The organism is Methylobacter luteus IMV-B-3098, from assembly GCF_000427625.1.
In the GTDB taxonomy this organism is placed as follows: Bacteria; Pseudomonadota; Gammaproteobacteria; order Methylococcales; family Methylomonadaceae; genus Methylobacter; species Methylobacter luteus.
Map to the genome: position 1 here is coordinate 2365901 of NZ_KE386569.1, position 24961 is coordinate 2390861.

Annotated in this window: 24 protein-coding genes; 9 read left to right on the forward strand and 15 right to left on the reverse strand. The window is 53.7% G+C overall.

The window, feature by feature from the left end:
* The 3 genes from soxZ to moeA are packed head-to-tail and all read left to right on the forward strand — an operon-like array spanning position 1 to position 2391.
* Positions 1-312 carry a thiosulfate oxidation carrier complex protein SoxZ gene (gene soxZ, locus METLU_RS0112825; protein WP_027158562.1) on the forward strand — a complete coding sequence of 104 codons (312 nt, stop codon included), beginning with the start codon at positions 1-3 and terminating at the stop codon, positions 310-312.
* Positions 275-1135 (forward strand): sulfur oxidation c-type cytochrome SoxA, encoded by an 861-nt coding sequence (gene soxA / locus METLU_RS0112830; RefSeq protein ID WP_081679097.1) that lies wholly within the window; start codon positions 275-277, stop codon positions 1133-1135. Before soxZ ends, soxA begins: the two co-directional genes overlap by 38 nt.
* A complete protein-coding gene (gene moeA / locus METLU_RS0112835) occupies positions 1132-2391 on the forward strand; it encodes a molybdopterin molybdotransferase MoeA (RefSeq protein ID WP_027158564.1) in 1260 nt (419 codons plus the stop codon). Before soxA ends, moeA begins: the two co-directional genes overlap by 4 nt.
* Before the next feature lie 134 nt (positions 2392-2525).
* Here moeA and METLU_RS0112840 read toward each other — a convergent pair whose 3' ends face one another.
* From METLU_RS0112840 to nifH, 10 genes are all read right to left on the reverse strand, one after another.
* On the reverse strand, positions 2526-2726 hold the full coding sequence (locus tag METLU_RS0112840; protein WP_027158565.1) for a hypothetical protein: 201 nt from the start codon (positions 2724-2726) through the stop codon (positions 2526-2528).
* Positions 2727-2883: 157 nt separating this feature from the next.
* Positions 2884-3102 carry a Nif11-like leader peptide family natural product precursor gene (locus METLU_RS0112845; protein ID WP_027158566.1) on the reverse strand — a complete coding sequence of 73 codons (219 nt, stop codon included), beginning with the start codon at positions 3100-3102 and terminating at the stop codon, positions 2884-2886.
* Between the two features lie 53 nt (positions 3103-3155).
* A complete protein-coding gene (locus METLU_RS0112850) occupies positions 3156-4154 on the reverse strand; it encodes a hypothetical protein (RefSeq protein WP_027158567.1) in 999 nt (332 codons plus the stop codon).
* A 2-nt stretch (positions 4155-4156) separates the two neighbouring features.
* Positions 4157-4933, reverse strand: coding sequence for a 4Fe4S-binding leucine-rich repeat protein (locus METLU_RS0112855; protein ID WP_027158568.1), 777 nt, complete (start codon positions 4931-4933; stop codon positions 4157-4159).
* 12 nt (positions 4934-4945) lie between these two features.
* A complete protein-coding gene (locus tag METLU_RS0112860; RefSeq protein WP_027158569.1) occupies positions 4946-5212 on the reverse strand; it encodes a DUF6129 family protein in 267 nt (88 codons plus the stop codon).
* 108 nt (positions 5213-5320) lie between these two features.
* A complete protein-coding gene (locus METLU_RS0112870) occupies positions 5321-5521 on the reverse strand; it encodes a 4Fe-4S binding protein (RefSeq protein WP_027158570.1) in 201 nt (66 codons plus the stop codon).
* A gap of 11 nt (positions 5522-5532) precedes the next feature.
* Positions 5533-5751: a putative nitrogen fixation protein NifT gene (nifT, locus tag METLU_RS0112875; RefSeq protein ID WP_027158571.1), complete on the reverse strand. Its 219-nt coding sequence runs from the start codon at positions 5749-5751 to the stop codon at positions 5533-5535.
* Positions 5752-6160: 409 nt separating this feature from the next.
* Positions 6161-7732 carry a nitrogenase molybdenum-iron protein subunit beta gene (gene nifK / locus METLU_RS0112880; RefSeq protein ID WP_027158572.1) on the reverse strand — a complete coding sequence of 524 codons (1572 nt, stop codon included), beginning with the start codon at positions 7730-7732 and terminating at the stop codon, positions 6161-6163.
* Between the two features lie 147 nt (positions 7733-7879).
* Positions 7880-9364, reverse strand: a complete 1485-nt coding sequence (gene nifD, locus METLU_RS0112885; protein ID WP_027158573.1) for a nitrogenase molybdenum-iron protein alpha chain — start codon at positions 9362-9364, stop codon at positions 7880-7882.
* A gap of 97 nt (positions 9365-9461) precedes the next feature.
* Positions 9462-10337 (reverse strand): nitrogenase iron protein, encoded by an 876-nt coding sequence (gene nifH, locus METLU_RS0112890; RefSeq protein WP_027158574.1) that lies wholly within the window; start codon positions 10335-10337, stop codon positions 9462-9464.
* 487 nt (positions 10338-10824) lie between these two features.
* Between nifH and METLU_RS0112895 the strand changes: the two genes are divergently transcribed.
* From METLU_RS0112895 to METLU_RS25305, 4 genes are all read left to right on the forward strand, one after another.
* Positions 10825-11688 carry an SIR2 family protein gene (locus METLU_RS0112895; RefSeq protein ID WP_027158575.1) on the forward strand — a complete coding sequence of 288 codons (864 nt, stop codon included), beginning with the start codon at positions 10825-10827 and terminating at the stop codon, positions 11686-11688.
* Positions 11689-11976: 288 nt separating this feature from the next.
* Positions 11977-12918 (forward strand): CDF family Co(II)/Ni(II) efflux transporter DmeF, encoded by a 942-nt coding sequence (gene dmeF, locus METLU_RS0112900; RefSeq protein ID WP_027158576.1) that lies wholly within the window; start codon positions 11977-11979, stop codon positions 12916-12918.
* A 244-nt stretch (positions 12919-13162) separates the two neighbouring features.
* Positions 13163-14260 carry a tryptophan 2,3-dioxygenase family protein gene (locus METLU_RS0112910; protein WP_027158577.1) on the forward strand — a complete coding sequence of 366 codons (1098 nt, stop codon included), beginning with the start codon at positions 13163-13165 and terminating at the stop codon, positions 14258-14260.
* A complete protein-coding gene (locus tag METLU_RS25305) occupies positions 14241-15440 on the forward strand; it encodes an aminotransferase class V-fold PLP-dependent enzyme (RefSeq protein ID WP_036243098.1) in 1200 nt (399 codons plus the stop codon). Before METLU_RS0112910 ends, METLU_RS25305 begins: the two co-directional genes overlap by 20 nt.
* Positions 15441-15514: 74 nt before the next feature.
* Here the strand turns inward: METLU_RS25305 and METLU_RS0112920 are convergent, their stop codons facing one another.
* Positions 15515-17776, reverse strand: coding sequence for a PAS domain S-box protein (locus METLU_RS0112920; protein WP_027158578.1), 2262 nt, complete (start codon positions 17774-17776; stop codon positions 15515-15517).
* A 111-nt stretch (positions 17777-17887) separates the two neighbouring features.
* On the reverse strand, positions 17888-18637 hold the full coding sequence (locus METLU_RS25310) for a ferredoxin reductase domain-containing protein (protein WP_051299906.1): 750 nt from the start codon (positions 18635-18637) through the stop codon (positions 17888-17890).
* A 158-nt stretch (positions 18638-18795) separates the two neighbouring features.
* Here METLU_RS25310 and METLU_RS0112930 point away from each other — a divergent pair, with 158 nt between their 5' ends.
* Positions 18796-19806: an ornithine cyclodeaminase gene (locus METLU_RS0112930; protein ID WP_027158579.1), complete on the forward strand. Its 1011-nt coding sequence runs from the start codon at positions 18796-18798 to the stop codon at positions 19804-19806.
* Here the strand turns inward: METLU_RS0112930 and METLU_RS0112935 are convergent.
* Positions 19731-20654 (reverse strand): arginase, encoded by a 924-nt coding sequence (locus tag METLU_RS0112935; RefSeq protein ID WP_027158580.1) that lies wholly within the window; start codon positions 20652-20654, stop codon positions 19731-19733. The genes METLU_RS0112930 and METLU_RS0112935 overlap by 76 nt on opposite strands.
* A 404-nt stretch (positions 20655-21058) precedes the next feature.
* On the opposite strand from METLU_RS0112935, the gene METLU_RS0112940 reads away from it, so the two are divergent.
* Positions 21059-22063 carry a cytochrome-c peroxidase gene (locus tag METLU_RS0112940; RefSeq protein WP_027158581.1) on the forward strand — a complete coding sequence of 335 codons (1005 nt, stop codon included), beginning with the start codon at positions 21059-21061 and terminating at the stop codon, positions 22061-22063.
* Positions 22064-22142: 79 nt separating this feature from the next.
* Here METLU_RS0112940 and METLU_RS0112945 read toward each other — a convergent pair whose 3' ends face one another.
* Both METLU_RS0112945 and ppx read right to left on the reverse strand, forming a co-directional pair.
* The gene (locus METLU_RS0112945) at positions 22143-23426 is read right to left on the reverse strand and encodes a hypothetical protein (RefSeq protein WP_027158582.1); all 1284 of its coding nucleotides are present in this window, start codon (positions 23424-23426) and stop codon (positions 22143-22145) included.
* Between the two features lie 9 nt (positions 23427-23435).
* Positions 23436-24935, reverse strand: coding sequence for an exopolyphosphatase (ppx, locus tag METLU_RS0112950; protein WP_027158583.1), 1500 nt, complete (start codon positions 24933-24935; stop codon positions 23436-23438).
* Positions 24936-24961: the final 26 nt, after the last annotated feature.

Consider the following 24961-nt stretch of genomic DNA (forward strand, 5'->3'; position numbering starts at 1 on the left):
ATGAACAGCATCAAGATTCGAACCAAACGCATCGACGGCAAGACCCAGATCAGAACCCTGATTTCTCATCCGATGGAACACGGCCGCAACATCGACAAAAATACCAATCAGCCGATTCCGGCGCACTTTATCCAGGAGCTGACCGTCAAACATAACGGCAAGGTGATCGCCAGTTGCGCGATGGGCGCCAGCGTTTCCAAAGACCCGTATTTCGCCTTCATGCTGAAAGGCGGCGAACCGGGCGATAAAATCACGATCAGTTGGGTGGACAATCTTGGCCAGCAGGATTCTGAAGAACACATTATCAAGTAGCGCCTTACTGCTTGGCGGTTTTATAGGCGTATTGGCGCTGCCTTCGCATGCCGATCCGCAGCAGGATCAGCAGAAATTCCAGCGGCATTACCAGCAACTGTTCCCCAAGCTCAAATTGCCGGACTATGCCGACGGCGTTTATGCGATCGATCCGATCGCGCGCCAGTCCTGGTTGGCAATAGAGGAGTTTCCGCCTTATGACGAGGCCATAGAACAGGGCGAAGCCTTATTCAACACGCCCTTTAAAAACGGCCATCGTTATGCCGATTGCCTGCCCGATAAAGGCATCGCCATTGCTCATGAATACCCTCGATGGGATCGCGATAAGGGCGAAGTCATCACCTTGGCCAGGGCCATCAATGACTGCCGCGCCGAAAACCGGGAAGCCCCCTTGCCCTATGAAAAAGGCGACATGGCTCAACTGCTGGCCTTTATGGCATTTACCTCGCGCGGCAAGCCGATCTCGATCACGATACCGGCCGACGATCCGCGCGCCCTGGCCGCCTACCAGCAGGGCAAGGATTTTTACTACCAGCGCCGCGGCCAGCTGAATTTCGCCTGCGCTACTTGCCATGTGCAAAACGCCGGCAAACAGCTGCGCTCCGAAATCCTGAGCCCGTCCCTCGGGCATACCAGCCACTGGCCGGTTTATCGGCTAAAATGGGGCGAAATGGGCACGCTGCACAGGCGCTTCAGGGAATGCCTGGAACAGATCAAAGCCCGGCCCATCCCGGCCCAAAGCCCGGAATTTAGGAATCTGGAGTATTTTCTAAGTTTTATGGGCAACGGCATTCCCACCAACGGACCCAGCACGCGAAAATGATTACGACCCAACCCAGCTGCAACGATATCTATGAGCCCGGCCTGATTCCCGTCAAAGACGCGCTGGCCCGGATATTGGCCGCCGTGCCTATGATCAGCGGCCATGAGCGCCTCAACATCGAGCGTGCCAGAGGCCGCACGCTTTGCGAACCGGTCATCTCGACCCTCAATGTGCCGGCGCATACCAATTCTGCTGTCGACGGCTACGCGCTGCATGCCGAAGACTTGCCCGATCAAGGCACAGGCCGGCTTGAAATCATAGGCCAGGCGCTTGCCGGCAGGTCATACACGGGCAATACGGGACGAGGTCAATGTATTCGTATTATGACCGGCGCACCCCTGCCGGAAGGACTGGACACCGTCGTCATGCAGGAACAGGTTCAACTGTCCGGCAACTTCATCGAACTGGACAACCGGCACAAGCCTGGCCAGAACGTTCGCCAGGCCGGCGAGGACATCCGGCAGGGGCAAACCATTCTGCAACCGGGCAAATACCTGACGCCGCCCGACATCGGCCTGTGTGCCTCGCTCGGCATTGCCGAAATCAACGTGCGCAGAAAACTTAAGATAGCCATCGCCTCGACCGGCAACGAAGTGTTCGGCATCGGCCAGACACCCGGCACAGGCGGCATATACGACAGCAATCGCTACAGCCTGCTGGCGGCGCTGGATAGGCCCGATATCGAAGTCACCAATTTAGGCATACTGGCAGACGATCCCGACTCATTGCTGAATAGTTTCGAGGAAGCCGGCACCTATGCCGATGTGATCATTTCTTCCGGCGGCGTCTCGGTCGGCGAGGCCGATTACACGAAAACGGCGCTGCAGGCCTCCGGCCAGGTCGAATTATGGAAAGTGGCTCTCAAGCCGGGACGGCCCCTGGCTTTCGGACGGATCGGCAAGGCCGCGTTTTTCGGCCTGCCCGGCAATCCCGTCGCCGTCATGGTGACGTTTTATCAGTTTGTCCTGCCTGCCCTGGAAAAAATGCTGGGCGTCAACAACAAACCGATCGTACCGACCTTCATGGCCAGAACCACCGAAAACCTGCGCAAAAAACCCGGCCGCACCGAAATCTATCGCGGCATCATCGAACAGAACGAGAACGGCGAGTGGACCGTGAAAACGACCGGCAAACAGGGCTCGGGGATTTTACGTTCGATGAGCCTGGCAAACGCATTCATTATTCTTGACCATGACAGCGCCGGCGTCAAAGCCGGTGAGTGGGTGACGGTGCAGCCTTTTTCGGGGTTGTTTTAGGGTAGGCTGGGTTGAAAAACCCAGCACAGCCACCCATGCCGGGTTTCCGCTAAAGCTCCAACCCAGCCTACGCGTGCTGGCACTTTTAACAGCGGTAGATACTCTGTTCAAAGTCAACCAATCTGGTCGTTTTTTTACTGATCGATCGATGCCGGGATAGCATAAAACCGAGCGTTATCGAAAGGCTTATCATGCTTTAACATGCCGTGGATGGCATGGAGCAATTTACGCATCACGGCGCAAACAGCCTGTAACGGTAACTTGCCGTTATCGAGGAGATGTTGGAAATAAGCCTTGACGTACGGGCCATGTTGTTTGGCACTCAAGGCGGGCATATTGAGGGCGGCGCGAATATGACTGTTTCGCTAAGGCGCGTAAGCTGGGTTGATAAACCCAGCATTCGAAGCCGCCCAAGCTGGGCTTCCGCAAAGCTTCAACCCAGCACACATAGGCATTTAAAAGGGCGGCCACCGGCCGCCCTTGCGGCGCCGCTTAAGCCCTGAGCAGGGCCTTGACCATTCTTTCGGAAAGCTGCTCAGCCGTGAATTGCGGTTCGTTGGGCGGGTACAGTTCCACTTCGTCCAGTTCGAAGCCGTATTCTTTGGCCAGCCCGAGAATTTCTTTAATTTTCATGCAGGCAAGTAACTTGTCCTTTAATTCAGGGTCAGCTTTCGCTTTTTCTGAAAATGCTTTGATGTCTGCAATTGCCATTGTTTTTTCTCCTATTTATTGAAGGTGATGATTGTGAGTGCGGGCACTCGGTATTAAAAATCGTATAAGGCTGGCCCTGAGTAGATGCTATAAGGCATTTCAATCCAGTCTTGAAGGACAGCGGCATCGCGCGCCGGCAGATACGCGAAATCGCCGCTGATGTCCTGGAAGACGGCGGCGCCGGTCTGCGGGGAAACCAGTTGTCCTTTCAGCATGTAAAAGAACCAGGCAAACGGGTAGCCGGCTTGACGGTCAAAACGCGTCAATGCGTTATTGAGGGCGTTGCCCTTCTTGCCGGCGATATTGTCCAGCCGGGGGAGATTCTTTTTTTGCGTATTGATGATTTCAACGCTGATGACCTGCTCGCCGAAGCGGCCGGTCGTCTGATGCGGACGGATGAACCAGTCTTCGCAGAACACGGCCTTCTGTCCGGCGCTGCTGCGGTTCCAGTCGTGCATGAAGCGTCGGGCCGGGTGTTCGTCGTTGTGGTATTTATTGATTTCATCCATGAAAACCGGCACGTCAGTTTTACGTCGATAAGTGTAACGGGCCGTACCTATGCTGAATGATTGCAGCCAATCAGGCTCCAAAGGATCAATAAATTCTTCCAGATCTTCCGGCGGTTTGCGCGGACTGACCAGCAACCGGTCGGAAACCTCGTGCGTTTTGTCGATTTCCAGCTGGATGAAATCCTCGGCTCTGCTGCCCGTCTGGATGACGATGTACAGCGTGTTGCCGATTTGCCGGGTCGCGATCAGGTTTTGCTCCAGCGCGTGCTCGATCAGGGTTTGCAGGTCGCGGCCGCATTCGATGAAAGTGCGCTCGGCCCACTCGATCAGGTTGGCGGCGATGCGTCTGCCGGCCCTGTCGACGATGCCGCCTATGCGGTACCATTCGCCGCCGGTCGCGGCCAGACGGACAGGGTAGTCGGGTACCAGCGCCTGGATTTTGGCCAGCAGGAATTCATCGTCGGGCAAGGTGGATTTGCAGATTTCTGCAAGCTGATGCCCGGCCAGCTGTGGTCTGGGAGGATGCAATGGTTGATCAGACATGCTTAAGCTTCCGGTTTTTCGTTCCCATGCGCTGCCTGGGAATAATGATTCAATCGTTCTTGCGCGGCTTCCCGGACATCCGGTTCCGGGTCGTCCAACAGGCCGGTTAAGGCTTCCGGCGCCGCACGCTGGGCAGCCGCATAGCGTACGACCCACTCCGGATCGCTGAGCAGGATGACGGCATCGGCGGGGCTCATGCGCTCCGCGACGATGCGCCTGACTTCGGGGGCTTCATCGTTCGCCATCAATCCTAAGCTGACTTCGGGCAGGCGTTCGGCGACGATTTTGCGCACTTGCAGGTCTTCGTCGCGGATGAACCGGAACAGGCGGCCTTGCGGCAGTCGCTTGACGATGGTCAGCCGGACGATATAGTCCGGGTCGTTGGCCATTTTTTCCAGATCCTCGGGCGCGATGCGGTCAGCGACAGTCATCCTGACTTCCCGGTCAGAGTCGTCTATCAGTTGGTGCAGTTGCGTGACGGGCAGGCGGTAGGCCACCGCGCGCCTGACGACCTCGTCTTCGTCATGAACCAGTTCGGCCAGCGATTTCTGAGGCGCATAACGCACGGCAATGGCGCGCCGCTCCCAGAACCGGTCTTGCAGATAATGCTCGGCGTAAGCCGGATTCACCCGGAAAAACCGGTCGATCTGCCGGCCGCTTTCGGCCAGCACGCAGGTATCGCCGGGCATGCAGCGCCCCATGAGCAGCGTCTTGCCGCGGAAGGGACATAGGCTGCAATCGGCGATGGGAAGCGTGACGGGGCTTTCTGAGGCGGACATGGGCTGGCCTGTCTAATCGGGGATGATTTCGGCGACAACGATGCCGGTCGCTACTTCATGGCTGTTGGTCAGGCACAGGCAATGCTCGCGCCCGTCAACCAGATAGAGATTGAAATCGTCCCGCGCGAGCACCGGCTCGTTATTGGGAATGTCGTCATCCATGCAGTAGGTGAAATGAACGCCCGGGTATGCCTGCCTGAGCGTGGAAAGGGCACTTTCATTGAGGCCCAGTTGGGCTATTTTTCCGGCGATTTCCCGGGTTTGTTCCAGTGTTATCATTCGTCAGTTCCCCTGTCGGATCGAGTGCGGCCGGCAGCGGGCATGATGCGCGCCGCCAGCCCGGTACATAAAGCCAGATCCCGTGAAATCGCGTTCCGGCTCATCGTCTTACGCCGTGAGCGGCAGGATGCAGTTGTCTATCGGGCAGACCTTGACGCATTGCGGCTTGTCAAAGTCGCCTTCGCATTCGGTGCAGGTTCTGGCATCGATTTTAAAAACAACGGCGCCTTCGCTGATGGAAGTGGTCGGGCAGACCGGTTCGCAGTCGCCGCAGGAAATACAATCAGCTTCAACTATATACAAGGCCATGGTTAAACTCCTTAATCATCTATACGTTTTGCGCGTAGGGTAATGGGGAAGGTCGGCGGCACATCCATCGGCTCGAAGTAGTATTTCGAGCCGTCGCTGAGCACGACTTCGCCGCCCCATTTGTCGGGGCTGTCGAATTCGATCGATTCGGCCACTTCTTCCAAATCTTTTTTGGGTACATAGAAGACCAGTTTGCCTTCTCCGTTTTTTTTCAACATGACGCTAGGCATCGGGATCTCCGGTTATGTGTCGCTAACGCGACGGTTGTTTTAATCGGGTTTTTCGCACCCGAGGGCGAGTTCCTTTTCTTTGCGCGGCCTCGGCAACTGCTCCTGCGTTGCTCTAACTCCTGCATCCATGCAGTCGAAAGAAAAGGAACCAAAAGAAAGGCCGCCCGGTTGCCGCTTGCATCCTGTGCTCCTCGTTTTCGACGAGGGTTGCCAGAAGGGCCATCCTTGGCCCTCTGGCAACGCGCGGCATCCTTGCTGCGCCCCTTCGGGCTGTTCCCACCGAAAACTGCGGTGCTCGGCGCGGCAAACGGGAAAGGGTGCACGTCGTAGGCTGGGTTGGAGCTTTAGCGGAAACCCGGCATTTCGGAGCCGCCCATGCCGGGTTTATCAACCCAGCCTACAATCTCAATTAACGGATCAAATCGTAGTTGTAATCCGTGGTGCCCATGCCTTTGGTTTCCTTGTCTAACTGTTCCAGAACGGCATTCACCAGCGTGGTCAGCATGTAGATGGCGCCTTCGTAGCCGAGCGTCGTCATTCTGTGCAGGTGGTGGCGGTCGAAAATCGGGAAACCGATGCGGATCAACGGCACTTCGTGCTCTTCACCTTTGTAGAAGGTGTCGCGCTGGATGAACTTGCCGTACGAGTTGCCGATCATGAAGTCCGGTTTGTTCGTGAACATCAATGAACGGAAATGCCACAAATCACGGCCGATATGCACCTGGGTGTTCACGCCGTAAGGCGATTCAGACAGCATTTTGTTCATGGCTTTCAGCCAGCGTTTGTTGGCATGGTTGCACAGCACGTCGCTCGGCTCGGCACCGACTTCGAGCAGGAACTTGGTCATGCCCATGACGAAATCGGCGTCGCCGTACAGGGCGAATTTCTTGCCGTGCAGCCAGGCGTGCGAGTCGGTCATCATGTCCACCAGACGTCCGCGTTCAAGTTCCAGTGAAGCGGCGATCGGTTTGCCGGTCAGTTCGGAGATTTTCATCAGGAACTGGTCGGTCCATTCCAGGCCCATCGGGATATTGATGGCGGTGGCCGGTTGATTCCAGACGGTTTGAACGAACTTTTTGGTTTTTTCCAGCTGCCAGGGTTGCAGCAGCAATGTGTCGATGGCGTTGGGCGCATCCTTGATTTCAGCCTGCGTGGTGCCGCCCGCATACATGCGGAAGGTGCCGTCGGCCGGTGTATCGAGCACTTCGGATGGATCGCTCAGCAGCGAGTAGTCCACACCCATTTCCTTCAACATGCGGTGCATGACGCGGAAGTTGCCCAGATAGGTTTCAAAACCCGGCACCAGGTTGATCTTGTTGTTGGAGCCGACTTTCTTGTCATCCATGTGGTTCAGGGTGAAATACTTAATCATGCCTTCGAACATGTTGTCCCAACCGGTGGTATGGCTGCCGACAAAGCTTGGAGTGTGCGCAAAAGGCGTTGGATAATCCTGTTCGACGTGGCCGGCCTTCTTGGTGTTGTTGATGAAGGCATTCAAGTCGTCGCCGATAACTTCCGCCATGCAGGTGGTCGATACGGCAATAATGTCGGGGTTGTACAGCGCTTTCGCGTTTTCCAGACCGGCCATCATGTTTTTCTGGCCGCCGAAAACGGCTGCGTCTTCGGTCATGGAATCGGACACGCAGGCAACCGGTTCCTTGAAATGGCGGTTGAAGTAGGTACGGAAGTAGGCCACGCAGCCTTGCGAGCCGTGCACGTAAGGCATGGTTTTCTCAAAGCCCAGCGCGCACAATACGGCGCCCAATGGCTGACAGGCTTTTGCCGGGTTGACGGTCAGGGCTTCGCGGTTGAAATTGAGTTCCTGATATTCCTTAGTGGTCGTCCACTCGAATACTTCGTCAATTTGTTCCTGAGGGTGGCGTTCTTCGTAAAGCGCGCGTTTATTGGCCAGGTTTTCCTTGTATTCGTCGTTTCTGAATAAAGGATAACTCGGTTGTATGTTTTCGACTTCTTGACTCATGATAATCTCCTGTGCGCCACTAATCTGTGGACGACATATTGAGAATTGATAGGGCGCGCAACGCGCACCATTCTTAAATTTTTTCACCGTAGGGTACGCATCGCGTACCAGCTGGTAAGGTACGCAGTGCGTACCCTACCTTACATATCAGGCGCTTGCCGCTACCGCTACCGCATCGCTTTCAGCCGTTTTCCAAGGCACTTTCACCTGTTTCCAGCACGGGTTGTTCAGGGTCATGTCCATATCGCGGGCGAAGATGGCGAAGCCGTCATAGCCGTGATAAGGGCCGGAATAATCCCAGGAGTGCATCTGCCGGAACGGGATGCCCATTTTCTGGAAGATGTATTTTTCCTTGATACCGGAGCCGATCAGGTCAGGTTGTACTTTCTTGACGAACTCTTCAAACTCGTAACCGGTAACATCGTCATAGAGCAATGTGGCGTTGCCCATTTCCTTGATCGTGCGGTCATAGTCGTCGTTGTGGCCGAATTCATAACCGGTGCCGACCACTTCCATGCCCAGATCTTCATAAGCGCCGATCACATGGCGAGGGCGCAGGCCGCCGACGTAAAGCATGACACGCTTGCCTGTCAGACGTGGTTTGTATTTGGCGATAACAGCGTCGTATTCAGCCTGGTATTTGGCGATAACTTTTTCCGCGCCGGCCTGAATAGTTTCGTCGAAGAACGCAGCGATTTTGCGCAGCGATTCGGCGATTTTGGTCGGGCCGAAGAAGTTGTACTCGATCCAGGGGATGCTGTACTTTTCTTCCATGTGCCGCGCGATGTAGTTCATCGAACGGTAGCAATGGATCAGGTTCAGCTTTACTCTGGGTGTGTTTTCCATTTCGGCAATGGTGCCGTCGCCGGACCATTGTGCAACTACGCGCAGACCCATTTCTTCCAACAATGTGCGTGAAGCCCAGGCATCGCCGCCGATGTTGTAATCGCCGATGACGGCTACGTCGTACGGGGAGATTTCATAGGCGGTCTCTTTGCCTTCGTTATTGTCGAGAACCCAATCGCGGATAGCGTCGTTGGCGATATGGTGACCCAATGATTGCGATACGCCGCGGAAGCCTTCGCAACGCACCGGAACCACGGGTTTGCCGATTTCCTTGTTGGCTTTTTTGGCGACCGCTTCGATATCGTCGCCGATCAGGCCGATCGGGCATTCCGACTGAATGCTGATGCCTTTGTTGAGCGGGAACAGTTCCTCGATTTCATTCATGATCTTCGCGAGCTTTTTATCGCCGCCGAACACGATATCCTTTTCGGTGAAATCAGAGGTAAAGTTCATGGTGCCGAAGGTATTGACGCCGGTCGTGCCGACGTAATAGTTACGGCGTCCGGCGCGTGAATACTGGCCGCAGCCGACCGGGCCGTGGGAAATGTGGATCATGTCCTTGATGGGGCCCCAAACCACCCCTTTTGAACCGGCATAAGCGCAACCGCGGATGGTCATGACACCGGGTAGGGACTTGCGGTTGGAGGTAATGCATTTGTTTGATTTTTCAAGCGACTGGTCGTTGACCGCCAAGTGCTTGGCGCGGTCTTTTTTCGCTTGTTCCGGATAGACTTCAAGCACTTCCTGTATGAGCGCTTCGGTCTCTTCTCTTGTCATTGCTGCCATGTTATTTCTCCTACTTATGCCGTGGGCAATCCCCCAACAGACAAGTTTTAGGACTGGAGAGCGGAGGCACCGCCCTCCAGTATTGCGGGACGGATTTTTACGCTTCTGCGCTCGCAGTCTTGCCAACGATAGACTCGTCTTCTTCGTCCATCAGGCCGAACTCCATCATTAACTCTTCCAGTTCATCCATGGAAATAGGTTGAGGGATAATGAGATTTTTGTTATCGCGGATTTTCAGCGCCAATTGACGATACTCGTCAGCCTGTTTGGCGGTCGGATCATATTCGATAACGGTCATGCGGCGGATTTCGGCGCGTTGTACGACGTTGTCGCGCGGTACGAAATGGATCATTTGCGTGCCGATTTTTGCAGCCAGCGCCATGATCAGTTCGTCTTCGCGAGCTGTGTTGCGCGAGTTGCAGATCAGGCCAGCTAAGCGAACACTGCCTGAGTTAGCGTATTTCACGATACCTTTGGCAATGTTGTTGGCCGCATACATCGCCATCATTTCGCCCGAGCAAACGATGTAAATTTCCTGCGCCTTGTTTTCACGGATTGGCATGGCAAAGCCGCCACACACAACATCCCCAAGAACATCATAAAAAACGAAATCGAGTTCATCATCGTAAGCTCCTTCTTCCTCGAGGAAGTTGATGGCCGTGATTACACCGCGGCCGGCACAGCCGACGCCGGGCTCAGGGCCGCCAGATTCAACGCATTTAACGCCGCCGAAGCCGACTTTCAACACATCTTCCAGTTCAAGATCTTCAACGCTGCCGGCTTCAGCCGCCAGGCTCATGATGGTCGTTTGTGCTTTTGAGTGCAGGATCAAACGAGTAGAATCGGCTTTTGGGTCACAACCCACGATCATCACCTTGTTGCCGGCTTCAGCGAGTGCGGCGACCAGGTTTTGTGTTGTGGTGGATTTGCCGATCCCACCTTTACCGTAAATTGCACATTGACGTAATGCCATGATTTTCTCCTTACATAGAACGTTGTGGTTGATTACGCAAGGATATTGAGCAAGGGCCGTGCCAATCGTTGGAAGCAATAATAAGCTTATGATTTTAATGATTAAATTAGAGTGCGTGGCGGTTTGTGCCTGCGTAGTATTGCGGACATTTTGTAGGGTTTATGTCGGCTTGCTCACAGTGGGACTGTATATGTATGTGCAGGCTGGGTTGGAGCTTTAGCGGAAACCCGGCATGGACGGCTTCGAAATGCCGGGTTTATCAACCCGGCCTACCTGTAACTCTGTAGAGTACGCAATGCGTACCTTTTTAGCTGGGATTTGTTGGAAATGTCGCGAACAGAACAATCGATGTTGGGAAATACGCGACATTGGGCGTTCATGCCGACAATAAGTGATTGTTATTTATTAGGTAAAAGACGATTAATGGCAATTGGAGTGCTTTTTGCTTAAGTTACGGGTACATATACCAGTCATAAAGGAGTTAATCATGTCTTCCAATGTATTTTCCGAAATATTAAGCGGTCTTTACGACAATAAAGTCGTGCCTTATTTAGGTCCGGGCGTGCTTTTTGATGCGAAAAATAAAGTAACGGGCGAGCCGATGCCCGCCGACAGCACCAGCCTGATTCTGGCCATGAACAATGGTCAGCCGATGGCGCCCAAGCTCATGTATGAATTTCCTCGGGCGGCCATGAATCAGGAGTTAAAGCGGGGCAGAAGTTTTCTGGGCCAGTTTCTGACTAAGGTCTACGGGGAGACGGAATGGACCCGAGCCGCCTTGCATGATTGGCTGGAAGAATGGCGGCCCGCTTATGTCATCGATATCAATCGCGATACCCAGTTGCAGGACAGTTATGCCGATGACGAACATACCCTGATCGTCGGCTTGGCAAGAATCGCCGCCCAGCCGCAGCGCTACAAATTGTATCATTTCGATGGCAGCGATTATTTCGAGATTCCGCAGGAGCAGGTCGACCCGCGCTTGCCGATTTTATTCAAGCCGATGGGCACGCCCAGGCCCGAGGCCAACTATATCGCCTCGGATGCCGACTATGTCGATTACATCACCGAACTGATGGGCGGCTTCGCCATTCCCGGTTTCCTGAAGGAATACCGCAAGCAGAAGCAGTATCTGTTGATCGGCATGCCTTTAAACCGCGATTCCGAGCGCATGGTCATGAGCGACATCGTTTATGCGGCAGCGGAGCCTAAAGGCTGGGTTTTGAATAAAAACCCAACCGACAAGGAAAAGCGCTTCTGCAAGAAAATGGGTCTGGAAATTATCGATGCCGGCGTGGAAGATCTGCTCGATGCGGCCGGGTTTTTGCCGCCTTATAAGAAAACGGCGTAGAGGCGTTTGTAGGGCGGTTTTGCCTAAGGCATAGTTCCTAATAGTACGAGTAAAAACCACGAAGGACAGGAAGCTTTATCATGATGTTTTCCGGTGAACTTCGTGGTGTTTTCATCTAGTCCATATAACGCTAGTTAAAAAATAAGCCCCTAAAAATCATGTGTCTAGCGTTTATTGGCCGGGCAGGTCTTGACGCTGATGCTTGAAAAATTCATAGTGCCTGTTTAATACTTATAACCGATATCGGCTGTCGGCTGTTCAGATCCAATAAATAACAGGTATATCAGCATGCATGCTCGCGCACTTAAACTCTTGCAGCATCATCATGATTTTGCAGTCATTCATAAAAAAGGCGAAAGACGGACCAAACAGGTACTGGTTCTCACATTCCTGACCATGATCGTGGAAATCACGGCCGGCACGCTGTTCGGCTCGATGGCGCTGCTCGCCGACGGCTGGCACATGGGCACCCATGTGGCGGCCTTCATGATCACGATCATCGCCTACCGCTATTCGCGTATCCATGCCCACGATGACACATTTGCTTTCAGCCCTGGCAAGGTAGGCGTCCTGGGCGGATTCGCCAGTTCCGTGGCATTGGGTGTCGTGGCTTTGATGATGATGGTCGAGTCGGCAGAGCGTCTGCTGAGGCCCCGCATCATCCTTTTCGATGACGCCATCGCCGTCGCGGCTTTTGGCTTGTTGATCAATCTGATCAGCGCCTTGCTATTGAAAGAGCACCATGATCATAAGCATGATCACGATCACGAGCATGGCCACCATCATGATCAAAACCTCAAGGCCGCTTATATGCATGTGCTGGCTGACGCATTGACGTCCGTGCTGGCTATTGTTGCTCTGGTGTCGGGGAAATATTATGGCTGGAACTGGCTGGACCCGGTCATGGGCATGGTCGGGGCGCTGGTGATTATCCACTGGTCTTATGGACTCATGAAAGAGAGTAGCCCGATATTGATCGATGAAAGCATCGATGCAAGCTATAAAATAGCCGTCAAGAAAAAAATAGAAAGCGATGCTGATAATCGTGTTTCAGACCTGCATATCTGGCGCGTGGGCCCCAAGCACTTCGCGATCATTTTGTCGGTGGTCTCGCATACGCCTAAACCCCCGCAATATTACAAGGCGCTGCTGAAGGACTTCCACAGGCTCTCGCATATTACGGTCGAGGTCAATAAATGTTATGGGGATGATTGTATCATCCAGGAATAATCAATAAACCACGAAGCTCTGCAGGGTATGCACCGCATGCCATTTCCAAAATTTGCCGGCTCAGGGAAGGTACGCAATGCGTACCCTACGGTGTTTCTTGGCATGAACCAATTGATGCGCGCGGCGTCGTAACGATTACCGAACAGGAACCTAATCATTTAAAAAAGGCCAAAGTTTTAAGATACATGATGTCGAAATTCCGGCCGGTCATGGCTGGGAATTCCTGTTCACGGGTAAGGCCTTTATGAAAATCCATCCTCCGCTGTATTACGGCGATTATCTGCAACTGCCTAAGATCCTGAACGCCCAGGCGCCTGAAAGCGCGAAATACGGCGAAGAGGTCCACGACGAGACGCTGTTCATCGTCGTCCACCAGACTTATGAGCTCTGGTTCAAGCAGATCCTGCATGAGCTCGATTCCATCCGCCGGATCATGGCCCAGCCGTTTGTGCCGTCCACGGACCTTTACGTAATCAATGCCCGCCTGGAAAGAGTCACTACCATTCAGCAGGTTTTGATTGATCAGATTCAGGTCATGGAGACGATGACCACGCTGGATTTCATGGAATTCAGGGATTATCTGGTGCCGGCTTCCGGCTTTCAGAGTCTGCAGTTCCGCCTGGTGGAAGCGATATTGGGCATCAGGCCCGAGCACCGAATGGACATTGAAAAGCAATTCATTAATTCCCGCCTCAAACCGGAAGACAGGAAAGCGCTGGAGAAGGAAGAAAGCAAAGTCAGCATTTTTGAGCTGTTGGAGGCGTGGCTGGCGCGCATGCCTTTCTCACGGTTTGAAGGCTATGATTTCTGGGGCGATTACGCGCTGGCCGTACATAAGATGCTCAAGCAGGACCATGAGATCATCTTGAACAATCCGGGCCTGGACGAATCTTTGCGGGCGATGGAGCTGAAAAATCTGGAAACCACGCGCGAAACCTTCGCCACTTTATTGGATGCGGGTAAATTTGCCGAGCAGCGGGCGCAAGGCAGATTCAGGCTGTCGCAGAAGGCGATGCTGTCGGCCGTGTTCATTTTTCTCTACCGCGATTATCCGGCGCTGCAGATGCCTTTTGAAATTATCAGTTCTCTGGTCGAAATCGACGAGAAGTTCACGATCTGGCGTTTTCGTCATGCGCTCATGGTGCACAGGATACTCGGCACTAAAATCGGAACCGGCGGCTCTTCAGGTCATGAATACCTGAAATCGACGACGGAAAGAAACCGCGCTTTTCTGGATCTGTTCAATCTGGCGACCTTCCTGATGCCCAAATCCATGGCGCCGGCATTGCCAAAGCCTATCAAGGACCAGCTGGATATCGTCTATGACGCTTTCCAATCCTAAACAGTACTACAGCCGGTTTCTGAAAGGCCATGCGGGCAGATTGCATTTTCGCGCCCATTCCCATCACTTCTGGCCCGATGTCAGCCGCGAGGCTCAAATCGCTTACTGGGATGATTGCGCCCTGTTTAGCGATAAAAAATGGGACCGGATTTTTTCCGAGACGATTCCGAAAACGCAAAACCATATCGCGAAAATCCTGGGGCTGAAAGACGCGCGGCAAATCGCGCTGGCGCCCAATACCCATGAGCTTTCCGCGCGCCTGCTGTCGCTTTTTCTGGGCAGAAAAGAGTTAAAAATCCTTACCACGAGCAATGAATTCCATTCCTGGCGCCGGCAGTTTCTCCGATTGATTGAAATTCCCGGGATTTCGATTCATCAGGTCGATGCGGCGGGCTTTCCTCGGGATAAAGCCGTTTTTCTCGATAACATGCGGTCCGAGCTTGGCAAAGACTACGACCTCGTTTTCTTGAGCCAGGTGTTCTTCGATTCGGGCGCGGCCTTGACGGATGGCGACATGGAGTCGCTGGTTGCCGCGACGCCTGTCTCGACGCTGTTTGCCGTCGACGGCTATCACGGCTTCGCGGCCATTCCGTGTAACTTGTCCAGGCTGGAGGGGCGTATTTTCTATCTGGGCGGCGGCTACAAATACGGCCAGGGCGGTGAAGGCATCGGCTTTATGGTGGTGCCGAAAGGCAACTGGCGCCCGGCCGATACGGGCTGGTATGCCGAGTTCGCGCAGTTGTCCCGGCCGGTCGGGGAAGAAGTCGGCTACCCGGAGGATGCGATGGCCTTCATGGGTTCGACACAGGACCCGAGCGGCTTTTATCGTTTTAACGCCGTTTGGGATCTGTTCGATTCGGCAGGCATCGATATCCCGGGCATTCACGGCTATGTCGTGGGACTCCAAAAGACCTTTCTTGACAATCTGCCTCAAACTTTCGTGCAGGATTGGTCTCTAGCGGCGTTATTCGATCCGGCCCTGATCTGGCATGGGCATTTTTTGACTTTCGAGGCACCGTCTTGGGAAATCGCCGAAAAATGCCTGCAAGCCCTGAGCCGCAACGGCATTTTAATAGACCGCCGGGGCGCCCGATTGAGGTTCGGCTTCGGGCTTTATCAGGATGAAGCCGATGTGATTGAGCTTTGCCGGCGCCTTCGGGAGTTGGCCAGGAAATCTTAATAACTGATGCCGAACAGCGTCGGGTTACGCTGCCGCTAACCCGACCTACATCCTTCCCAAATTATCGGCCAAAGCTAGTCGCGCCTGAAAATCATCAAGGTAATGTCGTCTTTGAATGATTCGGTCTGGCAGAATTGTTTCAGTTGTTCCAGCAGGACTTCGATAATCATTTGCGGGGACTGCTGGGCGTATTGAATCAAAATATCATTGACGCGTTTCAGGCCGAAAAACTCGCCGTGGATATTTTCGGCCTCGGTTAAGCCGTCCGTGTACAGCAGGATCAGATCGCCCTGCGAAAGCGTTGTGGTTTTTTCCTCGAAATCGACATGTTCGCGCACGCCCAGTATCAGCCCGTCGGCGTCGAGTTGCCGGCATTCGGATTCGGACGGGCTGAGCAGCAAAGGCGGTGGGTGGCCGGCATTAGCGAAACTCAGTTGCTGGCTGCCGATGTCGTATTGCAGGTAAAATAAGGTTATGAAATAGTCCGAATTGTCCAGGTCCTCGTAAAGGAATTTATTAAGGAGGCTGAGCGTCTCGGCCGGTGTCTCCGATCCGGTGGCGCGCGTCCTGATAGCGCTGCGGGCCTCCACCATGAACAGGGCAGGACCGATGGAATGGCCCGAGACATCGGCGATGATCATGTCCAGACGGTCTTCATTGCGAATGAAATAGTCGAAGTAATCGCCGCCGACCTGATTGGCGGGCAGGCAGAAACCGGTGACTTCAAAATGATCGGATTTGATTGATGCCGTCGGCAGCAGGGAAGACTGTATTTGCCGGGCGATTTTTATCTCGCTCTGGGCGATCGCCAGCTTGACCTGGGCCTGGCGAATTTGCTGTTCCGCGGCTTTGCGGTCCGTGATGTCGTGTATGAAGCCGCTGAAGATGTACGTATCGCCCAGTTTCAAGGGGGAAATGCTGAGTTCGACAGGAAATTCGGTGCCGTCGCGGCGCACGGCCACATGTTCGAACTGGCGATTCAGCAAGGGACCGATGCCGGTCTGTAAAAAATGCTCCAGGCCCTTCTGATGCGCGCTGCGAAACCGCGGCGGGATGATCAGGTCTTTGATCGGCTGGCCTACGGCTTCATCATGGGACCAGCCGAACATTTTTTCGGCGCGGGGGTTCCAGTCCGTGATGAGGCCGCTGTCATCCATGATCACGATGGCGTTGATGGAGCTTTCGATGATCAGGCGCGTGCGTTTCTCGCTGTCTATCAGGGCGTCCTGAAAATGTTTCCGGGCGGTGATATCCCGATCGGCGCCGCGCCATTTAATCAAGTTTCCTTCGTCATTGATCAGCGGAAGGCCAGTCGATTCGGTCAGCACCTCATGGCCGTCTTTATGCCGATAATGGTTGGTCAGGGAGCGAAAAGGCTCGCGCACGGCGACGTAATGCAACTGATCGGCTTTGTCCCGGGCCGTTAACAGTTCGGTATAGTGTTTGCCGACCACTTCCTCGGGCCTGAAGCCGAGGATCTGATTGATGGCCGTGCTGCTGTAGATGTAATAACCGCCGGGGTCCTGCTCCCACAGCCATTCGCCGGTCAGTTCCGCCATCTGCCGAAAACGCTCCTCGCTTTCACTTAATGCCAATTCGGCTTCCTTGCGCAGCGTGATATCTTCCGCCACGGAGATGAAATGCGTGATCTCCCCTTGCATATTTCTAATGGCGCTAATGTTTTCATAGGCCCAGTAAACCTCGCCGTTTTTCTTTTTGTTTCTGATTTCGCCATGCCATTCGCCCTTGCTGAACAGCATTTCCCACATGGCCTGATATTGTCTCGGGGTAGTTGTGCCGGATTGCAATATTCTGGGGTTTTTACCCAGCACTTCTTGCGCCGTGTAGCCGGTGAGTTCGGTGAACTTCGGGTTGATGTATTCGATGCTGCCGTTCGTGTCGGTAATGACGACGGCGCTGGCGCTCTGTTCCAAGGCCCGGTGCATCATGAACAGTTCCTTGTCGATGCGCTTTCTGTCGCTGATGTCGTGAATCAGCAGGACGATGTCGGTGTCGCTCGCGTCCCGGTCAGGCAGGACAGACAGTGAAACCAATGCCTGGATTCTGTTGTTGGCTTTCGTGATGATGTCGCATTCCAGGTTTTTAGCCGGAATCGTGCCGGTTAAACAGGCATGGACGGTTTGCTGCAGTTCCGGGATGGCTTCGGGGGCGTAGAAGATGGACAGGGGTTTATCGATCAGTTCCTGTTCGCTGTAGCCTAACAGGATGGCGGCGGAGAGATTGACTTTTTTGATGCGCGGCATGAACACCGCCGTGGAGCGATCCAGCTCAATGATAACGAGGTTGAAGTTGAGGCTGTCTATGAGTCGATGCATTATTATTTTGAAGGCTGGCTGGTAGAAAAATCATATTTTCCGGATGCTAAGGGAGCTGTCATCATCTCCATCGCGCGCTTGTGCAGCTTGCCGCTAATGCCGGAGCGGTTTTCAGTTGTCCGGTATGGCAAATGGCGTTTCAAAAATATTCTTTTCTTTAGCACCCAAAAGAATGGCATCCTGTTTTACCTCCTTAATGACAGAGGGGTCACCGCAGAGAAATAACTGCCAGAGAGATAAGTCCTCGATCGTGCCGAAGGCCATTTCGCTGGTTGACTTTTCGGGCACATCGAGCGTTACATTCACGGGATTTTTGCCGTGAATGAAATGGGTGTAACTGAAGTTGGGGTATTGAGTCTGTAACGCCATCAGCTCCGGAATCAGATAATATTCATCGGGGCTGTGCGTCTGATGAAACAACCGGATGTCGCCCTGATGCCCGTTTTTTACCAGGGCATCACGCAATATGCCGTATAAAGGCGCCAACGCGATGCCTGTGCCAATCAACATGAGGGGCTGGTGGAGATTGCTGGGCAGATAGAAGCAGTCGCCGGATGCGGGACTGATTCTTACCTGATCGCCGACCTGGAGTTCTCCATAAATCCATGGAATCAGCGCGCCGTTCGATGCCAGGCTGATCTGTATTTCAAGAAAATCATCCAGTCCCGGTACGCTGGACAGACAATACATGCGCCCGATACCTTGATTATTATAGATTGTCAGGCACTGGCCGGCATAATAGTCATAACCTTCTTCAGGAAGGTACAGACGCAATCGGATGATCGTGTCATTTAATTGGTCTTTAGCCGCCAGATAGGTCCTGATTTTTTTAACGGTTGGTGACACCACAGGCGTCTTCATGCTTTTTTAATCCTCATTTTTTATGCATTAACTTTTTGTTCATGTAGCTAGCGATTTAAGTTTGGTTAAATGTGGCTTAATCACCTGAACGCAGCCTGAACTACATGACGATATTGATAGTCCCACTAGCATCAGACCAAAAACAGACAAGCTGGTTCATGAAAATTCTGACCGTTAAAGACATACTGAGACTGATAAAAATAGTCGGCATTGAATCATTTTTCAGCCGGCTGATCAGCGCATTGAATCAGGATTTTGCCCGGTGGCCTTCGTTTTACAAATCGGCTCGCCATGCCACGCATTATGCCCACGGCGTCATCGAACTGATGCCCTGTTCGGATGACAGTTTATACGCGTTCAAATATGTGAACGGCCACCCCGGCAATACGGCTGAAGGCAAACTCAGCGTTATCGCCATCGGCCAGTTAAGCGAAGTGGCTTCGGGCTATCCGCTCATGATCTGCGAGATGACACTGCTGACCGCTTTCCGGACGGCCGCCGTCGGGGTGTTGGCGGCAAGTTATCTGGCCCGGCCGGAGTCCGAAGTTTTAGCCGTTATCGGCACCGGGGCGCAATCGGAATTTCAGGTATTGGGTTTTAACAGTGTTTTCCCGCTGCGGCAGATACGCTTCTTCGATTTGGATGCCGGGGCCATGCGCAAATTTGCCAGGAATCTGTCGGCTTATCCGCTTGAGCTCGTGCAGTGCCGCAGCATTAAAGAGGCCGTGCGGGAGGCCGACATCATCGTCACGGGAACGGCGGCGAAGAAACGCCAGTCGTTGTTCGCGCTGGAAGACGTTGCGCCCGGTACGCATATCCAGGCGATGGGCGGCGATTGTCCCGGCAAGACCGAATTGGGCCACGCCCTGCTGTCGGCGGCCAAGCTGATTGTCGAATACACGCCGCAGGCCCTGGTGGAAGGCGAAGTGCAGCAGTGCGATGCGAGCCATATTCATGCCGAGTTATGGGAGCTGGTTAGCGGGCATAAGCCGGGGCGGGAAAACGCGCAGGAAATCACCGTGTTCGATGCGGTCGGATTCGCGCTGGAAGATTTCTCGGCTCTGCGCCTGGCGTATGAACTGGCCTGTGAGCATCACTTGGGCACGGAGATGCCGTTGATTCCCGATCTGGACGATCCCAAGGACTTGTTCGGTCTGTTGTCGGCGTAGAAAGCTTCAATAATGGCTTTGATCAGGTCCAGCGTTTTATTGTCCGGATCGTTTTCCGGATTGTATTCGCTGATTTCCAGGCCGCATAGCTTGGCATGACGATTTACCGACCTGAGCGCCGCCATGAGCTCAGCCGCCCTGAAGCCTCCCGGCGCCGGCGTTTCGACGCCGGGCGCATCAATGGGATCAATGAAGTCCAGATCAAGGCTGATGCCGATCATGAGACAGGTTTGGCTTAGCTGTTCTATCGCAGCCTGTAACGTCTGCGCGAGATGGGTGATCTGGTCGGCAAAGATAATCCTGACGCCCGCCTCTTGCAATAAAGCGTATTCCTCCTGTTCATAGCTGCGGATACCGATCTGAATCAGGTTTTCCGGTTTGATGTAACGGTTGGCCGGATACAAGGCCGACAGGCGGGCATCGGCCTTGCCCAGTAAAGCGGATACGGGCATGCCGTGAATGTTGCCGGAAGGGGATGTCTCAAAGGTATGGGCATCCATGTGCGCATCGATCCAGATCAAGCCCAGTTCCTCTGTTTCCGGCAGCGCCTTCAGAACGCCCGGCCACGTGCCCATGGCGCAGGAATGATCTCCGCCGATCACCAGAAAAGGCCGACGGGCCTCGGTCCAGTACCGGGTGAACTCGCTGGCTTGCTGGTTGAGCCGGTACAGCCTGTCATCCTTCGAGCCCCGAGTGTCGGGATGCACGATATGCCATTGCAGGCGCAGGCTGCCGTTCAGCAAAGGCTGCCGCGCCAGGTCATCGCGCAGTAATTCGGCTGCGTAGCCGCATAGCCGCATGGGGCCGCCCAAGCAAGAGGCGATTCCTAGTGTCTGTAGGATAGTCATGTTGTTTCCTCCTGAAAAAGAGACAGGTTCATCAAGATTCTGAACATTAGAGCTGATCCAGGGTACTTTTATCAGGATAGATTTGCAGCGGTAAATCCATCAGAAAATTTCCGTTGAAAGGCAAGCGGATAATTGATATCCGAGCTTCAGAACAGGCTGCCGGTTTTTAAAGCGACAAGCGAGTCCTCATAAAGTTCTCTGATATTCTTTCATCGAAAAGGTGCGTTTTCCGCGACAGGCACGCCAGGGTTGCCCCATAGGGAGGAGAAAGACCTTAAGAATTGATTGTGCCTTGTTTGCTTGATACCTTACAATTTCGCTGGGTGAATTATAAAAAAGTCATCGGGTGATGCCAATTACCCCCACAGTCGCCCTTATGGTTAATAAAAATTTTGGAGTATGGTATGTTTAAAATTCGTTCGCTGGTTTCAGCGTTAATGCTCGCTGGCAGCGTTTCTGTCGCTTCAGCCTGGGAAGCTTTGCCTACAGCAGCGCCTGAGCCTGCTGATAACCCTTCCTCGGAAGCTAAAATCGAGCTGGGCCAAATCCTGTATCACGATCCACGTCTGTCTTCAACCGGTACGGTTTCCTGCGCATCCTGCCATAACACCATGTTAGGCGGTGATGACAATCGTCCGAACTCGATGGGTGTGAATGGCCAGACCGGCGGCCGCAGTGCGCCGACGGTCTGGAATGCCGCGTTCAGTAAAGTCCAGTTCTGGGACGGCCGGGCGGCAAGCCTGGAAGATCAGGCTGCGGGCCCCGTGACAAATCCTATTGAAATGGGTATGAAGAATTGGGATGACGTCGTTGCGCGTCTGAAAGCCATTGATGGTTATCAAGAGCTTTTCGAGAGCGCGTTCGGCAAGGATTCCATTTCCAAGGAGAATGCGACCAGAGCGATTGCCGCTTACGAAAGAACCTTGATTACGCCTAACAGTCCTTATGACAAATATGTCAGAGGCGATGAGTCCGCGTTGACGGCTCAGCAGATCCGAGGCATGCAGAAATTCGAGGAAGTGGGTTGCACAAGCTGCCATAGCGGTCCCGCATTCAACGGCGAGGGCGCGTTCCAGAAATTCCCTGTGGCCGACAACGGCTTTTTTGAAGCGCAACATCATTTCAAGAAAGACAAGGGTCTGGCCGAGGTCAGCAAGAACCCTGCTGATGAACATTTATGGAAAGTGCCCACTTTGCGCAATGTCGCTCTAACCGCGCCTTATTTCCACAACGGTTCGGTTAAAACGCTGGACTCAGCCGTAAACGTGATGGCGAAACTGCAATTAGGCAAGGATTTGACCAAGGAAGAAACGGCTGACATCGTGGCTTTCCTGAAAGCCCTGACTGGTGAATTCCCCAGACAGAAAATGCCGGCTCTGCCAGGTACGCACGGCACTACTTTGAACTAAGCCGTTTATAGCAGGGGCGCCTCCCCTGCACTTGGCTTTATCCGGAAAGGGAGCTTTTAGCTCCCTTTTTTATTGTCGGCTATATGTCCTTATAAATGGATGCTGCCGAGATGCGTAAATCAATCTGCCTGACCACCTCCTGATAAGCCGGGCTGTCAATGGACTCGAAGCGCCTTTTGAATTCGGCTTCATCCATATTCTCAGGCAGATCGCGCGGGTCCGGCATGAAATCGGTGTAATCTTCTATTTTGGACATGGCTTGCTGAATCTTGCGCGCGTTTTCAGGCGATGAGGTGGCTATTTCGCCAAAGCGCGTGCCGGCTTTGTCGGCGGCCAGATCGATAAAGCTGAAACCGCTGCCGCCTTGGGCATCGCTTAACTCCTTTTCCTCGCCCATGACCTTGGCAACCTGGCCATTGGCCGATGCCGTCAGCGCGGCGGAACCGATGAAATGTTTGGCCAGATCTATCCTTTTATACATGAAAGCGGAATAGCGTTGTTCGGTAGCCGGTTTTGCCTCGGCCGCCGGCAGGAGTTTTTGAGTTTCCCGTTTGTTGACGTAGTCGTTGACGGTAAAAATCACGATCCTGTTCTCTTCGACGGCGTTCTCCAGAGTCGAGCGCTGGTAAGCCAGTTCAAACAGCGGTTTTAGCAGTTCGGCCAGCGACAGGCGCCAGGCCGGGTCATGATGGGCGATGATCTCGGTCAGCTTTTGCTCGTAAATATTCTGCGCCTGGGTATTGCCGCCATGTCCCTGGGTCAGGAAGTTTTTGGCCTGTCGTAATGTTTCGGCATCGGAATTGTAAGTAATGGTCAGTTTCTTGCCTTCGATCTGAACGGCTTTGATGGGGCGTGTCGCCAGCATGAAATAGTCATTCAATGACGTATGCCGAATAAATGTATCGATAACAAAAGCGGCGAGCTTGGCCGGCAGCAATAGCTTTCCGGCCTTGAATTTCGTAATGCCGGGAAGGGCGTTATTGTCTTCATGGTCTTCGTGGCCCAGCCTGAAGCTGACGTTTAGATATTTACCCAGGCTGTTGCGGGGCAGCGTCATGGTGACATTGAATCTGACTTTGTTCTGCTTTAGCTCTATTTTGACGGCGCTTTTACTGTAGCGGTTCAGCAGATAATTGCCGGCGAGATTGAGGTCGGCTTCGGTCAGCACGATCGTGTGGATCTCATCCGGCCGGGTTTTGGCGCCTTCATGCAGAATCTTTTTTGCCCTGACCACGTCATCATGGGTCAGTGACCAGCCCGGTTCGGTTTCGGGCGTATTGCCGACGGCGAACAGGACAAGCATGATGCAGAAGATAACGAGTGTGCCTAAACAATAGCACAAGGTTCGGAATAAGGTTTTCATAAAAATGGCTTATAAAAACTCCAGTTTGAAGCCTGAAGATTTTAAATAGTCGGCTTCCTGAATCAAATCGGCATAGGTCAGCGGTGACTGGGCCAGCCAGTTGTCAGGAAACTGCAAACGAATCCTGGATTTTACAATGTCTATTTTGAACTCCGGCAGTTGATGTTCGTGGCGATTGCGGCGCAGCAATACGGCCAGCCGCAGGATGATCGTCAGATAGGGGGCATCGATGTCCCAGGGATACGGCAGATCACTGAAACGGGAGCGCGAAAATTTGCGCCGGTGCGATCTGACAATCGTGGCCAATAAAATCTGGTCCTGTCTGGAAAAACCGGCCAGATCGCCATTCTCGATAATATAGGCGCTGTGTTTATGATAGTGGTTATGCGCGATATCAAGGCCTATCTCATGCAGAGAGGTCGCCCAGTCCAGAAACTGCCCGCTCTCTTCATTGTTATACAGGCAGGCTTCGCTGTTCAGTTGCGCCAGCATATAGTGAATGGTCTGCCTGACGCGCTCTGCGTGTTCTTTATCGGTATGGTAGCGTTCGGCCAATGCCTGTACGGTCGCTGCGCGAATGTCATGGTCGTAAAGACGCCCCAGTAAATCCTGTATCAGGCCTTCCCTGAGCGCGCCATCGGAAACGGTCATCTGCTCGATGCCAAGGCTTTTGAAGGTGGCATAGACGATCGCTACGCCGCCGGGGAAGACAGGCAGGCGTTCCGGGTCCAGCCCCGGCAAGTCCAGTTCGCTGATATGGTTGCAATGATTGATATGGGCGATCAGTTGTTCCAGTCCTTCCAGGGTGATGCCGTTTTTGCTCCAGTTCTTGACCTGCAGGACCTTATCGATGGCGCGCAGAGTGCCCGAGGCGCCGATGGCTTCGTCCCAGTTTTTGCGCTGGAATTTCTGTTCGAAGGGCTCCAGTTGCTGCTCGGCAAACAGGACGGCTTGAGTCAATGCGTTTCTGGACAGCTTGCCGTTCTTGAAGAAGGCATTGCTGACCGAGACGCAGCCCATGGGCAGGCTCTCTTTTTTCTTGGGCGTGGCATCCCGACCGATGATGTATTCGGTGCTGCCGCCGCCAATGTCCATCACGAGGCGGAGGTTGGCATTGCTGCCCAGGCTGTGTGCGACGCCCAGATAAATCAGGCGCGCTTCTTCTATGCCTGAAATGATGTCGATGGGCTGATTCAGGGCTTTTTCGGCTTTAGTCAGGAATTGCTCGGCGTTTTTAGCCGTACGTAGCGTGCTGGTGCCTACGGCGCGGACGCTGCCGGGCGGGAAATTACGGATTCGCTGGCCGAATCGCTGCAGACATTCCAGCGCTCTTTTTTGCGTGGCGAGATCCAGATTGTGCTTCTTGTCCAGCCCGGATGCCAGTCTGACCATTTCCTTAAGCCGGTCGATCGTTTGCAGTTTGCCGTCGGTCAGGCTGCAAACGATCATGTGAAAGCTGTTAGAACCCAGGTCCACAGCGGCAACGGTTTCAGGCGGTTTCTTTGGCACGGGCTATCCGGTTTTGTCTACGAAAC